General features: G+C 61.4%; 11 protein-coding genes and 1 riboswitch. Of the genes, 10 read left to right on the top strand and 1 reads right to left on the bottom strand.

Translation table 11 applies throughout. The annotated features are described in order from the left end of the window. Positions 1-100 precede the first annotated feature (100 nt). The 10 genes from HMPREF2967_RS11985 (at position 101) to HMPREF2967_RS12030 (ending at position 14257) form a co-directional block, all read left to right on the top strand. On the top strand, positions 101-4096 hold the full coding sequence (locus HMPREF2967_RS11985) for a DNA-directed RNA polymerase subunit beta' (protein WP_070520942.1): 3996 nt from the start codon (positions 101-103) through the stop codon (positions 4094-4096). A gap of 438 nt (positions 4097-4534) precedes the next feature. Beyond that, a riboswitch (TPP riboswitch) is annotated at positions 4535-4714 on the top strand. Then, on the top strand, positions 4703-5347 hold the full coding sequence (locus tag HMPREF2967_RS11990; RefSeq protein WP_070596755.1) for an ECF transporter S component: 645 nt from the start codon (positions 4703-4705) through the stop codon (positions 5345-5347). Its footprint overlaps the riboswitch before it by 12 nt. 31 nt (positions 5348-5378) lie before the next feature. Next, positions 5379-6830, top strand: coding sequence for an ABC transporter ATP-binding protein (locus tag HMPREF2967_RS11995; protein ID WP_070686689.1), 1452 nt, complete (start codon positions 5379-5381; stop codon positions 6828-6830). Positions 6831-6849: 19 nt separating this feature from the next. Continuing rightward, entirely contained in the window at positions 6850-7599 is a 750-nt protein-coding gene (locus HMPREF2967_RS12000) for an energy-coupling factor transporter transmembrane component T family protein (RefSeq protein ID WP_070686706.1), read from the top strand. A 55-nt stretch (positions 7600-7654) separates the two neighbouring features. Next, positions 7655-8257 (top strand): isopentenyl transferase family protein, encoded by a 603-nt coding sequence (locus HMPREF2967_RS12005; RefSeq protein ID WP_070686691.1) that lies wholly within the window; start codon positions 7655-7657, stop codon positions 8255-8257. Positions 8258-8502: 245 nt separating this feature from the next. Then, on the top strand, positions 8503-8874 hold the full coding sequence (gene rpsL / locus HMPREF2967_RS12010; protein WP_005286791.1) for a 30S ribosomal protein S12: 372 nt from the start codon (positions 8503-8505) through the stop codon (positions 8872-8874). Between the two features lie 6 nt (positions 8875-8880). After that, positions 8881-9348 carry a 30S ribosomal protein S7 gene (gene rpsG / locus HMPREF2967_RS12015; RefSeq protein WP_070521784.1) on the top strand — a complete coding sequence of 156 codons (468 nt, stop codon included), beginning with the start codon at positions 8881-8883 and terminating at the stop codon, positions 9346-9348. Positions 9349-9658: 310 nt separating this feature from the next. After that, positions 9659-11788, top strand: a complete 2130-nt coding sequence (gene fusA / locus HMPREF2967_RS12020) for an elongation factor G (protein WP_070521781.1) — start codon at positions 9659-9661, stop codon at positions 11786-11788. Between the two features lie 366 nt (positions 11789-12154). Further along, entirely contained in the window at positions 12155-13345 is a 1191-nt protein-coding gene (gene tuf, locus HMPREF2967_RS12025) for an elongation factor Tu (RefSeq protein WP_070521778.1), read from the top strand. Positions 13346-13453: 108 nt separating this feature from the next. Continuing rightward, a complete protein-coding gene (locus HMPREF2967_RS12030) occupies positions 13454-14257 on the top strand; it encodes a hypothetical protein (protein WP_070686693.1) in 804 nt (267 codons plus the stop codon). Positions 14258-14466: 209 nt separating this feature from the next. Here HMPREF2967_RS12030 and HMPREF2967_RS12035 read toward each other — a convergent pair. Beyond that, a partial coding sequence (locus tag HMPREF2967_RS12035) for an HNH endonuclease signature motif containing protein (protein WP_198531055.1) occupies positions 14467-15065 on the bottom strand: 599 nt, incomplete at its 5' end.

Below are 15065 nucleotides of genomic sequence, written 5' to 3' on the forward strand. Positions count from 1 at the left end.
TCTTGGTCCGCCGCATTTACTGGCGGCGGGCATAACGAAACACCACCTACATACAAAGCCATCAACTTCCCCCTGACGGGGGATGAAAGGGAGACATTACGTGTTTGACGTAAATCTCTTCGACGAGCTCCGCATCGGGCTGGCCACGGCCGAGGACATCCGTCGCTGGTCCAAGGGCGAGGTCAAGAAACCCGAGACCATTAACTACCGCACCCTCAAGCCGGAGAAGGACGGCCTCTTCTGTGAGCGTATCTTCGGCCCGACCCGCGACTGGGAGTGCTCCTGCGGTAAGTACAAGCGCGTGCGCTACAAGGGCATCATCTGTGAGCGCTGTGGCGTCGAGGTGACCAAGTCCAAGGTGCGCCGTGAGCGCATGGGCCACATCGAGCTGGCCGCGCCGGTTACCCACATCTGGTACTTCAAGGGCGTTCCTTCCCGCCTGGGCTACCTGCTGGACTTGGCTCCGAAGGACCTTGAGCGCATCATTTACTTCGCCGCCAACATCATCACCTCCGTGGACGAGGAAGCTCGCCACAATGACCAGTCCACTCTGGAAGCAGAGATGCTGCTGGAGAAGAAGGACGTGGAGGATGACGTCGAGGCAGAGATCGCTGAGCGCGCTGCCAAGCTCGAGCAGGATCTGGCCGAGCTGGAGGCCGCCGGCGCCAAGGCCGACGCCCGTCGCAAGGTCCAGAACGCTGCCGACAAGGAAATGCAGCACATCCGCGAGCGCGGTGAGCGCGAGGTTGCCCGCCTCGACGAAATCTGGAACACCTTCATCAAGCTTGCTCCGAAGCAGATGATCATCGATGAGACCATCTACGAAGAGCTCGTTGACCGCTACGAGGATTACTTCACCGGCGGCATGGGTGCTGAGGCCATCCAGACCCTCATCCGCAACTTCGACCTCGAGGCCGAGGCTGAGGTTCTCAAGGAGATCATCAACAACGGCAAGGGCCAGAAGAAGATGCGTGCCCTTAAGCGCCTGAAGGTCGTCGCGGCCTTCCTGCGCTCGGGCAACGACCCGGCCGGCATGGTGCTCGATGCCATCCCGGTGATCCCGCCGGAGCTGCGTCCGATGGTGCAGCTGGACGGTGGCCGCTTCGCCACCTCCGACCTCAACGACCTCTACCGTCGCGTGATCAACCGCAACAACCGCCTCAAGCGCATGATCGACCTCGGTGCTCCCGAGATCATCGTGAACAACGAGAAGCGCATGCTGCAGGAGTCCGTCGACGCCCTCTTCGACAACGGCCGTCGCGGCCGTCCGGTCACCGGTCCGGGCAACCGCCCGCTGAAGTCCCTGTCTGACCTGCTTAAGGGTAAGCAGGGCCGCTTCCGCCAGAACCTGCTGGGTAAGCGCGTGGACTACTCCGGCCGTTCCGTGATTATCGTCGGCCCGCAGCTCAAGCTGCACGAGTGCGGTCTGCCGAAGCTCATGGCTCTGGAGCTGTTCAAGCCCTTCGTCATGAAGCGCCTGGTAGAAAACGACTACGCGCAGAACATCAAGTCCGCCAAGCGCATGGTGGAGCGCCAGCGCCCCGAGGTGTGGGACGTCCTCGAAGAGGCCATTTCCGAGCACCCGGTGATGCTGAACCGTGCACCGACCCTGCACCGCCTGGGTATCCAGGCCTTCGAGCCGAAGCTCGTCGAAGGTAAGGCCATCCAGCTGCACCCGCTGGCTTGTGAGGCTTTCAACGCCGACTTCGACGGTGACCAGATGGCAGTCCACCTGCCGCTGTCCGCCGAGGCACAGGCTGAGGCACGCGTCCTCATGCTGGCTTCCAACAACATTCTGTCTCCGGCCTCCGGTAAGCCGTTGGCTATGCCGCGTCTGGATATGGTTACCGGCCTGTACTACCTCACCATGGACAAGGGTGAGGACGAGATCGGTGGCGAGGGCCGTTACCGCCCCGCCACGGAGGATCGTCCAGAGCAGGGCGTGTACTCCTCCTACGCGGAGGCCATCATGGCCCGCGACCGCGGCGTTCTTGGCCTGCAGGCCCCGATCAAGGTCCGCATCTCCCACCTGCGCCCGCCGGCAGACATCGAGGCAGAGCACTTCCCGGATGGTTGGCAGAAGGGCCAGGCATGGCTCGCTGAGACCACCCTGGGCCGTATCATGTTCAACGACCTGCTGCCGTGGAACTACCCGTACCTCGAGGGCGTCATGGTCCGTAAGGGCGGCGCCGGCAACAAGATGCTGCTCGGTGACGTCATTAATGACCTCGCCGCGAAGTACCCGATGATCACCGTTGCCCAGGTCCTGGACAAGATGAAGGACGCTGGCTTCTACTGGGCCACCCGTTCCGGCGTGACCATCACCATGCACGACGTGCTGGTGCTCCCGAACAAGCACGAGGTGCTCGAGTCCTACGAGAAGGAAGCCGAGCGCATCGAGCGCAAGTACTGGGAGCAGGGTGCTCTGACCGAGCGCGAGCGCTACGACCGCCTGGTTGAGCTCTGGAAGGACGCCACGGACACCGTGGGTAACGCCGTCGAGGAGCTGTACCCCGACGACAACCCGATTCCGATGATCGTGAAGTCCGGTGCTGCCGGTAACATGCGTCAGATCTGGACCCTGGCCGGCATGAAGGGCATGGTTGTGAACTCCAAGGGTGACTACATCACCCGTCCGATTAAGACCTCCTTCCGTGAAGGCCTGTCGGTTCTGGAGTACTTCAACAACTCGCACGGTTCCCGTAAGGGCCTGGCGGATACCGCTCTGCGTACCGCTGACTCCGGCTACCTCACCCGTCGTCTCGTGGACGTGGCGCAGGACGTCATCGTCCGCGAGGAGGACTGTGGCACCCGTCAGGGCGTGCGCGTCCCGCTCGGCGTCGAGATCGCCGAAGGTTCCTACGACCTGCACGAGCTGTGGGAGACCTCCGCATCCGGCCGCGTCGTGGCTAATGACGTCAAGGATGAAAACGGCGAGGTCATCGCTGAGGCAGGCGCCGACCTGACCGAGGAGCTCAGCCGCAAGATCGTCAACGCTGGCGTTCTGGAGATCAAGGTCCGCTCCGTGCTGACCTGCCAGACCCCGGCCGGTGTCTGCGCCAAGTGCTACGGCAAGTCCATGGCCTCCGGCAAGCTCGTCGATATCGGCGAGGCAGTCGGCATCGTGGCCGCACAGTCCATTGGTGAGCCGGGTACCCAGCTGACCATGCGTACCTTCCACCAGGGTGGTGTCGGTGGCGATATTACCGGCGGTCTGCCGCGTGTTCAGGAGCTCTTCGAGGCCCGTAACCCGAAGAACCGCGCTCCTATCGCTTCCGTCGACGGCACCGTGTCCCTGTCCGATGAGGGCAACTTCTGGACCCTGACCATCACCCCGGATGACGGTTCCGACAACGTGGTCTACGAGAAGCTGTCGAAGCGCCAGGGCCTGGCTCAGGTCCGCCGCCCGATGGAGTCCAACCCGGACGCCATGATCGAGCGCTCGCTTCGCGACGGCGACCACGTCACCACCGGTGACCGCCTCATGCGCGGTGCGGCTGACCCGCACGACGTGCTGGAGGTCCTCGGCCGCCGCGGTGTGGAGAAGCACCTCATCGACGAGGTCCAGGCCGTCTACCGTGCACAGGGTGTGGCCATCCACGACAAGCACATCGAGATCATCATCCGTCAGATGCTGCGTCGCGGTACGGTCATCGACGCCGGTACCACCGACTTGCTGCCGGGCAACCTCATTGACCTCTCTGAGGCCAAGCAGGTTAACGCTGCTCAGGTTGCTGAGGGTGGCCAGCCGGCACAGCTGCGCAGTGAGATCATGGGTATTACCAAGGCCTCCCTGGCTACGGAGTCCTGGCTGTCCGCGGCCTCCTTCCAGGAGACCACGCGTGTGCTTACCGACGCCGCCATCAACAAGCGCTCGGATCAGCTCATTGGTCTGAAGGAGAACGTCATCATCGGTAAGCTGATTCCGGCTGGTACGGGTATTTCCCGCTACCGCAACATCAGCGTCAAGCCGACTGAGGCCGCACGTAACGCTGCGTACTCCATCCCGACCTACGGTGATTCCATCTACGGCGACGATGGCTTCGGTGAGTTCACCGGCGCCTCCGTCCCGCTGGAGGAGGACTACACCTTCTAGTCCTTCGACGCCAAGGGAACCGAAGACCCGCGCCTCCTCACCATTGCATGGCCGTGTGAAGCGCGGGTCTTCCGCTTCTCTGTAGGTGCGGAAGTGCTCAGGGTACGCGCGGTGCGGTTCATTGTTTGATTGTGTTTGTTTGATAATTCCGAAATACACAACGCTATTTCACATAGTCTTGGGTCTCTGCCGAAGCTTTTCCTTTCCTTAAGCTGTAAGAGTGGAGGCTCATGGCACCGGAGTTTTGCCGGTGTGCAGGCACCCCGTCGCGTAGGTCAGAGGACGCGGCGGGGTGCTTTCGTTTTCTGCAGAGAGAGTCCTAATGCGGCTTTGCTCATCAGGTAGAGGCAGATGTGCTCTTGTGGGTGAGGCTTGCTAAGCTAACAATGCTTTTTAAGAGCATCTAGCCAGCGCTTTTGGCAGCTGGTGGCTTTAACTACACATCGTCACGGGTGCTTCCTCGTTGACCGCGATTGTGCCTAGTCCGATTTCACTTCACTTGTGTTCTCCGGGCATTGCATGGGTTGGCTGAGGAGGCTGAGACGCCGCAGTGCAGCGGCGAACCGTCGAACCTGATCCGGATAATGCCGGCGAAAGGGAGGAATAATGAACTCTGTATCTCATGGCGCGTCTGTAAATGGTGGCGCAACTGCGAATGGTGCTGCCCCGCGCAATTTGAACTGGCGCATTGTTGACATCGTGGTGGCTTCGGTGCTGGGCGTGGCGTGCGGATTCGTATTCCTGGCATGGAACACGGTGGGATACGCCTGGTTTGAGGCAATGGATGCGCTCACGCCGGGCCTGGGTGGAATTGCTACCGGCATCTGGTTGATTGGTGGCGTCATCGGTGGGTTGGTTATCCGCAAGCCGGGTGCGGCACTCTACGTGGAGTTGCTGGCGGCCATCGTGTCCGCGGTGTTGGGCTCCCAGTGGGGGCCGAGCACCGTGTACTCCGGTATTGCGCAGGGCATTGGTGTGGAGATTGTCTTGGCTATCTTCCTGTACCGCCGCTTTGGCCTGAGCATTGCGATGCTCGGCGGTATGGCTGCGGGCTGGGGTGCGTTTGTGCTGGAGCTGTTTACCTCCGGAAACCTGGGCAAGACCCTGCAGTTCAACATCATTTACCTAGTGACGCTGAGCATCTCCGGGGCTGTGTTGGCGGGAGCCGTGGGCTATTTCGTGGTTCAGGCACTTGCAAAGACCGGTGCGCTGGACCGCTTCGCGGTTGGGCGCGAGCAGCACAGGGCTTAGACGAGTGTTGGTTTAAGTGTTGGTTTAGTTGATGGCTGATCTGGGTAGTACTGGGGCCACGAAGCTTGTGGCCCGTGGCTATGGCTGGACGCACGCGGGGAGGCGTGCGCCGGCGCTGGCGGATATTGACTTGGTTGTATCACCGGGGGAGAAGGTGCTGCTGTGCGGTGATTCCGGGTCCGGGAAGTCCACGTTGCTGGCGGCCATTGCGGGTGTGCTGGGCGGGGATGATGAAGGCACACGCGTAGGCGAGATCCTTCTGGAGGATGCCTCCGGCCACGTCGAGCCACCCGGGCGCACGATTCCGGTGGGGCTGGTCCTGCAGGACCCGGACTCGCAGGTGATTGCCGCGCGTGTGGGGGATGATGTGGCCTTTGGCTGTGAGAACCTGGCTTTTCCGCGCTCGGAGATTTGGCGGCGGGTGTCGGCGGCGCTATCGATGGTGGGGCCTGCGGTGGACTTGTCCTTTCCTACCGAGCAGCTCTCCGGCGGGCAAAAGCAACGCCTAGCCTTGGCCGGTGTCATCGCGATGGGCGCGGGCATGGTGTTGTTGGATGAACCGACGGCGAACCTCGACCCGGAGGGTGCGCGTGAAGTCATCGAAGCGGTATCCACCATGGTGGAGCGCACTGGTGCCACGCTCATCGTGGTCGAGCACCAGCACTCGGCATGGAAGGGAGTGCTCGACCGTGCGATTGAGCTGAAGGATGGGCGCATCGTCGCTGACGGTCCAGTTGAGACTGTCGTGGCTTCGCGCTCTATTAGCGGTTTGCCGCGGGCGCGGGGGATTGATGGGGCGGCGTCAGGCAGCGTTGGGGTCGTGCCGGAAGCGGCAGAGTCGGAATCGGCGGCGCTGTGGAGTACTAACCTGGTCACCCGCTTCGGGCCGCCGCGCAGCTACGCGTTGCCGCGGGGGATGTCCACGGTGATTACTGGGCCGAATGGTGCGGGCAAGACCACGTGGCTGATGACGGTGGCGGGGTTGCTTCCCGCAAAGTCAGGGGAGATTGGTGTGGCGGAGTACGTGCGGCGGGGGCTGAAGGGCTCGCCGCTGACGTGGAAGTCCCGGGAGCTGGCGGACCGCATTGGGTTCGTCTTCCAGAACCCCGAGCACCAGTTCGTCGCCCGCACGGTGGCGGAGGAGCTGCGCGTGGCACCTCGGGTCATGCGCCGCGAGGTGCCAGAGAAGCGCATTGACCAGCTCGTGGAGTCGTTGCGCCTGGGGCATGTGCTCAACGCCAACCCGTTTACGCTCTCCGGAGGGGAGAAGCGCAGGTTGTCCGTGGCCACGGCGTTGGTCACTGCACCCGAGGTGCTTCTTCTTGATGAACCCACTTTCGGGCAAGACCCCCACACCTTCACCGAGCTGGTCTGGTTGCTGCGGCGCATGGCGGATGAGGGGACGACGATTGCTTCGGTGACTCATGATCCGTTGTTCATTTCCGCGTTGGGGGACCACCGAGTGGAGGTGAGCCGTGGCTAGTGCAGATCTTTTGCGCGGGATGAATCCGCTAACGCGCATCTTCCTGATGTTCGTGTGGGTTACGCCCTTGTTGCTCTCAGTGGATTGGGTCTCAGCGGTGGTGTCGTTGGGCATGACGCTGCTCTTCGCGCCGTTGTGTGGGGTGTCCTGGCCGCGGTTGTTTAAGTCTGGGTGGTTCCTGTTTCTCATTGCGCCGCTGTCGGGAATCTCGATGCTGCTCTACGGGGAGCCCGGTGGGCGGGAGTACTTCAGCTGGTGGCTGATGACGGTCACGGATAATTCGCTGGAGCTGGCCCTCGCCATCACCCTGCGCGTGCTGGCGGTGGCGTTGCCCATGGTGGTGTTGGCGCGGGATATTGACCCAACGGAGCTGGGTGATGCCCTCTCCCAAATCCTCAAGCTGCCCTCCCGGTTTGTCATCGGGGCGGTGGCCGGGGTGCGCATGATGACGCTGTTTAAATCCGACTGGCAGTACCTCGCCATGGCGCGGCGCGCGCGTGGGCTGAGCGACGAAGGCCGCATCAAGCACCTCATCACCATGTCCTTCGGGTTGTTGGTGCTAGCCCTGCGCCGCGGAGGCAAGCTGGCAACGGCGATGGAGGCGCGCGGGTTTGGCCGCACCCCGCCAGGCGGTGGCCAGCGCACGTGGGCGCGGCCCTCCCGCCTAGTCGCGCGGGACTGGCTAGCCATGGTGGTGGGAGCCGGCCTCGCAGCGCTACCGGTGGTAGTTTCGGTTCTCAGTGGGTCCTGGAGATTCTTCGGACTCTAGGACGAACTCTCGCAACGCTGCACGCTAGACGTACCCAGAAGTGGTGAAAGAACACATGCAGGACACGGACCGCACGGACCATCGGGAAGGCGGTAAGGACACTGCCCAAACTCACGCCGCAGAGATGGACAGGCTCTTAAACGATGTGCTGTCGCTCGCCGCAGCGCGCAAGCGCCCGATGCGCCCGGTCACCGTGCTTATCGACGGCCCCTCCGGCGCCGGCAAGACCTGGACCGCTGCGGCCCTGGCGGAGCGTACCGGGTGGCGGGTAGTCCACCTGGACGAGTTCTACCCCGGCTGGCACGGGTTGGAAGAAGGCTCGGCTATGGTGGCGGAGCAAGTGCTGCGGGAGAATAACCCGGGGTATTGGCGCTGGGATTGGGAGGCCAACGCGCCGAAGGATTGGGCCAGCGTGGATGAGCGCGATGATCTGATCGTCGAGGGCGTGGGTTCAGTCACGGAGGCCACCGTGGACGTCGCCAAGCAGCGCGGCTCCGTGGTAACCGTGCGCATCGACGGCCCACGCGAGAAGCGCCGCGAGCGCGCTCTTGAGCGTGACCCCGGATATGAAGAGTGGTTCGAAACGTGGGAGCGGCAGGAAAAAGAGCACTTTGCCGAGCGCGCAGCAGACGCGGACCTGACCTGGGAGTGGTGCTAGTTCGCGCCGGCCGCTGAGGCAACTGGGGGAGCCACAGGCCAGATTTGGGCAGATCAGCGCGCTGGTGGTAGTCTGTCCAAGGTTTCATCTTTATGGATGAAAAGTCTGATCGATATCTCAGCCAGTATCTGGTTGAGGAGCGTTCTGGACATGCGGCAGGGCCCCGGAGAAGAGCCCCTATTTTTGCATGTTTGGGCGAGTAAAGCGGTCAGTTCAAGCCGAAGTCATAGAGAAAGACTAGATTTATGCCAACTATTCAGCAGCTGGTCCGCAAGGGCCGCCACGACAAGAAGGCCAAGGTTGCTACGGCCGCCCTGAAGGGCTCCCCGCAGCGCCGTGGCGTGTGCACCCGCGTGTACACCACCACCCCGAAGAAGCCGAACTCGGCTCTGCGTAAGGTTGCCCGTGTGCGCCTGACCTCCGGTATCGAGGTTTCTGCCTACATTCCGGGCGAGGGCCACAACCTGCAGGAGCACTCCATGGTGCTCGTCCGCGGTGGTCGTGTGAAGGACCTCCCGGGTGTTCGCTACAAGATTATCCGCGGCGCACTGGATACCCAGGGCGTGAAGGACCGTAAGCAGGCTCGTTCCCGCTACGGCGCAAAGAAGGGACAGTAATCAACAATGCGTAAGAATGCTGCACCGAAGCGTCCTGTAGTTAAGGACCCGGTTTACAACTCCGAGCAGGTCACCATGCTCGTCAACAAGATCCTCCAGGACGGCAAGAAGTCCACCGCTGAGCGCATCGTCTACGGTGCTCTCGAGGCTTGCCGCGAGAAGACCGGCACCGATCCGGTCGGCACCCTGGAGAAGGCCCTGGGCAACATCCGCCCGGACCTCGAGGTTCGCTCCCGCCGTGTCGGTGGCGCTACCTACCAGGTCCCGGTTGAGGTTAAGCCCGCCCGTTCCAACACCCTGGCTCTGCGTTGGCTGGTGACCTTCACCCGCCAGCGTCGTGAGAACACCATGATCGAGCGCCTCGCAAACGAGATTCTCGATGCATCCAACGGCCTGGGCGCTTCCGTTAAGCGTCGTGAGGATACTCACAAGATGGCTGAGGCCAACCGCGCCTTCGCCCACTACCGCTGGTAATACCTGCGGTATAACCCGCCACACGGCATTATGGCTCGAACAGCGATATCATCGTTTACCTGCGCTGACAGCGCGTGCACGCGCTCCCTTCGGCGGAGCAGCGCACGCTAGTCGGTGCGGAACCTAAACCTTAATAGCGTTGTTCGGGCCATTTTTTATGGCGTAGGGCTTAAAGCCCTTCGCCCTCACGCTGACGCGAAAGCCCGGACGTGGCAAAATAGACCAAGACCTATCCATGAAGACGTCATTTTATGTGAGTCGGTCACAAGCTGGCTCGGGCGTCGACGACAATTAAGTTGGGGTATTTACTGTGGCACAACAAGTGCTTAAGGACCTGAACAAGGTCCGCAACATCGGCATCATGGCTCACATCGATGCTGGTAAGACCACTACGACTGAGCGTATTCTCTTCTACACCGGCATCAACCGTAAGGTCGGCGAGACCCACGACGGTGCTTCCACCACCGACTGGATGGAGCAGGAGAAGGAGCGCGGCATCACCATTACGTCCGCCGCCGTTACCTGTTTCTGGAAGAACAACCAGATCAACATCATCGACACCCCGGGCCACGTTGACTTCACCGTTGAGGTTGAGCGCTCCCTGCGTGTTCTCGATGGTGCTGTTGCCGTCTTCGACGGTAAGGAAGGCGTCGAGCCGCAGTCCGAGCAGGTGTGGCGTCAGGCCGCTAAGTACGACGTTCCGCGTATCTGCTTCGTCAACAAGATGGACAAGATGGGTGCGGACTTCTACTTCACCGTCCAGACCATCATCGACCGCCTCGGCGCTAAGCCGTTGGTTCTGCAGCTGCCGATCGGCGCTGAGGATGACTTCGACGGCGTCGTCGACCTCATCGACATGCAGGCCGTGACCTGGCGCGGCAAGGTCGAGACCGGCGCTGAGCCCACCATCGAGGAGATCCCGGCCGACCTGCAGGAGAAGGCCGAGGAGTACCGCGAGAAGCTGCTCGAGGCCGTCGCTGAGTCCGACGAGGCCCTCATGGAGAAGTACTTTGGTGGCGAGGAGCTGACCAAGGAAGAAATCCAGGGTGCCATCCGCAAGATGACCGTCGCTTCTGAGATCTACCCGGTCCTGTGTGGTACCGCTTACCGCAACAAGGGCATCCAGCCGCTTCTCGACGCCGTCGTGGCATACCTCCCGAACCCGCTCGACGTCGGTGAGATCACCGGCCACGCTGTGGGCAACGAGGATGAGGTCATCACCCGTAAGCCGTCCGTGGAGTCCCCGTTCTCTGCACTGGCCTTCAAGATTGCTGCTCACCCGTTCTTCGGTCAGCTGACCTTCACCCGCGTGTACTCCGGCCAGGTTCTGCCGGGCACCGAGGTTATGAACTCCACCAAGGGTAAGAAGGAACGCATCGGCAAGCTGTTCCAGATGCACGCCAACAAGGAGAACCCGGTGGAGCAGGCGGATGCCGGCAACATCTACGCCGTCATTGGTCTGAAGGAAACCACCACCGGTGACACCCTGTGTGACAAGGACAACCAGATCATCCTGGAGTCCATGGACTTCCCGGACCCGGTTATCAAGGTCTCCATCGAGCCGAAGACCAAGGCCGACCAGGAGAAGCTGGGTACCGCTATTCAGAAGCTGGCTGCCGAGGACCCGACCTTCACCGTCGAGCTCGACGAAGAGACCGGCCAGACCGTTATCGGCGGTATGGGCGAGCTCCACCTCGACGTCCTGGTGGACCGCATGAAGCGCGAGTTCAAGGTTGAGGCAAACATCGGTAACCCGCAGGTTGCCTACCGCGAGACCATCCGCAAGAAGGTCGAGTCCCTGGACTACACCCACAAGAAGCAGACTGGTGGTTCCGGTCAGTTCGCGAAGGTCATCGTCACCATCGAGCCTTACAACCCGGATCCGGAAGAGCTGGAAGAGGGCGAGTCCGCAACCTACAAGTTCGAGAACGCCGTCACCGGTGGCCGCGTTCCGAAGGAGTACATCCCGTCCGTCGACGCTGGTATCCAGGATGCTATGCAGTACGGCTTCGTTGCTGGCTTCCCGCTGGTGAACATCAAGGCCACCCTTGAGGACGGCGCTTACCACGACGTCGACTCCTCTGAGATGGCCTTCAAGCTGGCCGGTTCTCAGGTCCTCAAGGAGGCCGTCGCCAAGGCAAAGCCGGTTCTGCTCGAGCCGATCATGGCCGTTGAGGTCGTCACCCCGGAGGAGTACATGGGCACCGTCAACGGTGACATCTCCTCCCGTCGTGGCCAGGTCTTCGCCATGGAGGATCGCTCCGGCGCCAAGGTGGTTAAGGCTAAGGTTCCGCTGTCCGAGATGTTCGGCTACATCGGTGACCTGCGTTCTTCCACCGCAGGCCGTGCAAACTTCACCATGGTCTTCGATTCCTACGCTGAGGTTCCGTCCTCCGTGGCTCAGGCCATCATCGAGGAGCGCACCGGCGCCAAGGCCTAAGGTTTAAGGGGGTCCGATGGACTCCCTACCTTGTGGGGCTGGTAGTCTTCGCCAGTAGGCACCAGCCCCAGCGCTGGGGAGGTAGCGGTCCGCTGAGTGCGTAAACATTTTGCGCGTTGAGCCGGCCGTTACCCTCCCAGGATCCTTTAAATTGATTCTTGTCGAGGGTCAACGTCCGCACCTGATGGGCGGGGTTACCTCCTATTTGGGCAGTTTGAAAAAACTGCGGCATAAATCTAGGATCGTGTAACTGGCACGTAAGAAAGCGTCATTAGCGCTTATGAGCTTCGGCTCGAAGTGCCAATGGCAATACAAACCACGTGGCTGCGAAATACGTAGCCGCCATAGAGTCCAGGAGGACAAACAGTGGCAAAGGAGAAGTTCGAGCGTACGAAGCCGCATGTGAACATCGGCACCATCGGACACGTCGACCACGGCAAGACCACCACCACCGCAGCGATCACCAAGGTTCTGGCTGACGCTTACCCGGAGGAGAACACCGCTTTCGCCTTCGACATGATCGACAAGGCTCCTGAGGAGAAGGAGCGCGGTATTACCATCAACATCTCCCACGTTGAGTACTCCACCCCGAAGCGCCACTACGCACACGTGGACGCCCCGGGCCACGCCGACTACATCAAGAACATGATTACCGGCGCTGCTCAGATGGACGGTGCCATCCTGGTTGTTGCTGCAACCGATGGCCCGATGCCGCAGACCCGTGAGCACGTGCTCCTCGCTCGCCAGGTTGGCGTTCCGTACATCCTCGTTGCACTGAACAAGTGCGACATGGTTGACGATGAGGAAATCATCGAGCTCGTCGAGATGGAGATCCGCGAGCTGCTCGCCGAGCAGGACTACGACGAGGAAGCTCCGATCGTTCACATCTCCGCTCTCAAGGCTCTCGAGGGTGACGAGAAGTGGGCACAGTCCATCGTTGACCTGATGCAGGCTTGCGATGACTCCATTCCGGATCCGGAGCGCGAGCTGGACAAGCCGTTCCTGATGCCGATCGAGGACATCTTCACCATTACCGGCCGCGGTACCGTTGTTACCGGCCGTGTTGAGCGTGGTTCCCTGAACGTCAACGAGGACGTTGAGATCATCGGTATCCGCGACAAGGCTACCTCCACCACCGTTACCGGTATCGAGATGTTCCGCAAGATGATGGACTACACCGAGGCTGGCGACAACTGTGGTCTGCTTCTGCGTGGTACCAAGCGTGAGGACGTCGAGCGTGGCCAGGTTGTCATCAAGCCGGGCGCTTACACCCCGCACACCAAGTTCGAGGGTTCCGTCTACGTCCTGAAGAAGGAAGAGGGTGGCCGCCACACCCCGTTCATGGACAACTACCGTCCGCAGTTCTACTTCCGCACCACCGACGTTACCGGCGTCATCAAGCTTCCTGAGGGCACCGAGATGGTTATGCCGGGCGACAACGTTGAGATGTCCGTAGAGCTCATCCAGCCGGTCGCTATGGACGAGGGCCTGCGCTTCGCTATCCGCGAGGGCTCCCGCACCGTCGGCGCTGGCCGCGTTACCAAGATCCTCGACTAATTCTCGCTAGGGCCTAAGGCCCTTCCTGATTAGCAGGTCTGAAAGCCGCTCAATCCCTGTTGGGGTTGGGCGGCTTTGGTGATCGCGGGCCTACTAGGCTTAGGAGTCATGTTTGACCCAACCCGCATTGACCGCACCCTCGCCGCCTTGCGCGCTGCGTGGGAAGGTCAGCCGGATCTTCCCCTGGGAACCCTGTTTGGCATGCTGGCGGCTGAAGGGTACGGCTGGGGCGTGCCTGACGACGACCTCACGACCCGCTTGGAGTCCATGGCTGCCGTCCACCCACCGCTTGTGCCTCTCGACGCCCACCTCGTCACCGAAGGCCTTTGGCTCGTCATTACGCCGTCGCACCGGGTGACGTTGGTTCCTCAGGCGCCTACTGCATCCACCTCGACGCAGCCGTCCACCGCACCAGCCCCGACTCAACACCGGGCGAACATCGAGCTCACTTCTCCGTCCGATTGCGTGGCGGTTGTACGCCCCGTGTCTAAGGATGGCCAGCTCGGGCAACCGGTGGCGTGGCGGGTTTCTGCGCTGCGCCCTGTCGGTCCAGGCCGGCCGCTCGTCATAGCCGATGCCGAGGGATTTGAGCACCGCTTCGGTGTTGTCGAGTCCGTCACCCGCCTGCGCGAGGACCATCGAGCCCTGTCAGGCCTCAAGCGCCGAAGCGTCGGGGACCGCGTGTGGTTCATCCGCACTGACGCGGAAACAATCCTCCTCGACCACGGCCTGCACATCATCGAGCGTAAGAATCGAGAGCTCGTCCGCACTGACTTCTCCTGGCACCGCATCGAGGAGGGCGAAGTCGGAAAACCTTTCCGTGTCCACCTCTCACGCGGCACCATGCACACGTTCGGCACCATAAAGGAACTCATCCTCGCGGAGTCTGAGCCGTGGAACTCCTCCGAGTAGTCCTGTCTTTACGTGGACCGCGACTAGGGAACACCGATACGCCCGTCATCCATCTTCCGGTTGGCGGGCTTCGCCCTTTAAGGGCTTAACTCCCGGCGGGAAGCGCGTGAATCGAGGTTAGGGATCGCCGGTATCCCCGTCAGTGTGGCTTCGACTGACGGGTGTAGACCGTTATCAGGCGTGGCGCTGTCCTCTCTATGTTTGGGACATTAACTGCTGTCGGGTGGTGGGTCTGGTGGTTGTCCTGCTTGTTCGGTGTTGAGTCTGGCTAGTGCTTCTTGGTATTCCGGCATTGCCGTGATTGGTGTTCCCCAGGGTGGGATGAAGCTGACCCCGGTGTTGAGCCGGTACATGTAGCCACGCCCGGTAGGCCTTTGTGGGTCATCATCATTGATCCCGTTGTGGTAGGCGCACAGGAAGGTCAGGTTCTTGATGTTGGTGTAGCCTCCCGCCTGCCAGGGGATGAGGTGATGGACTTGGCAGTAATCAGCGGGCTTGTTACAGCCTGGTCTTGCACACGTGTGGAATTCAGCGTGCAGGGTAAGGCGTTGTTTGTAGTTTGCTCCACGCTCTAGCCGCCAGGTGTTGATGGGCCCGTCGAGGGGGTGCACGATGGTGGCGTACCCTATTTCGGCAAATTTGTGGGTGAGGAATTCTGCTCCGGTCATGCGCCCGCCGTTGGTGAGGTTGAGTTCGATGTCGTCCCCGTCGCCGTTGATGATTTGGTCGAGCTCGTTGAGGGTGACGATGATTTGGGTGCGCACCGCGGGTTTAGAACCGCTTGTTTCTTTGTTGAAGAAGATGTCGT

Source organism: Corynebacterium sp. HMSC059E07, from assembly GCF_001814395.1.
Lineage (GTDB): Bacteria > Actinomycetota > Actinomycetes > Mycobacteriales > Mycobacteriaceae > Corynebacterium > Corynebacterium hesseae.

Excerpts from the sequence above, each read along its gene's own strand:
- HMPREF2967_RS12000 (WP_070686706.1), top strand. The coding sequence starts at position 6,850 with ATGAATCCGCTAACGCGCATCTTCCTGATGTTCGTGTGGGTTACGCCC.
- rpsL (WP_005286791.1), top strand. The coding sequence starts at position 8,503 with ATGCCAACTATTCAGCAGCTGGTCCGCAAGGGCCGCCACGACAAGAAG.
- rpsG (WP_070521784.1), top strand. The coding sequence starts at position 8,881 with ATGCGTAAGAATGCTGCACCGAAGCGTCCTGTAGTTAAGGACCCGGTT.
- HMPREF2967_RS11995 (WP_070686689.1), top strand. The coding sequence starts at position 5,379 with ATGGCTGATCTGGGTAGTACTGGGGCCACGAAGCTTGTGGCCCGTGGC.
- HMPREF2967_RS12005 (WP_070686691.1), top strand. The coding sequence starts at position 7,655 with ATGCAGGACACGGACCGCACGGACCATCGGGAAGGCGGTAAGGACACT.
- HMPREF2967_RS12030 (WP_070686693.1), top strand. The coding sequence starts at position 13,454 with ATGTTTGACCCAACCCGCATTGACCGCACCCTCGCCGCCTTGCGCGCT.
- HMPREF2967_RS11990 (WP_070596755.1), top strand. The coding sequence starts at position 4,703 with ATGAACTCTGTATCTCATGGCGCGTCTGTAAATGGTGGCGCAACTGCG.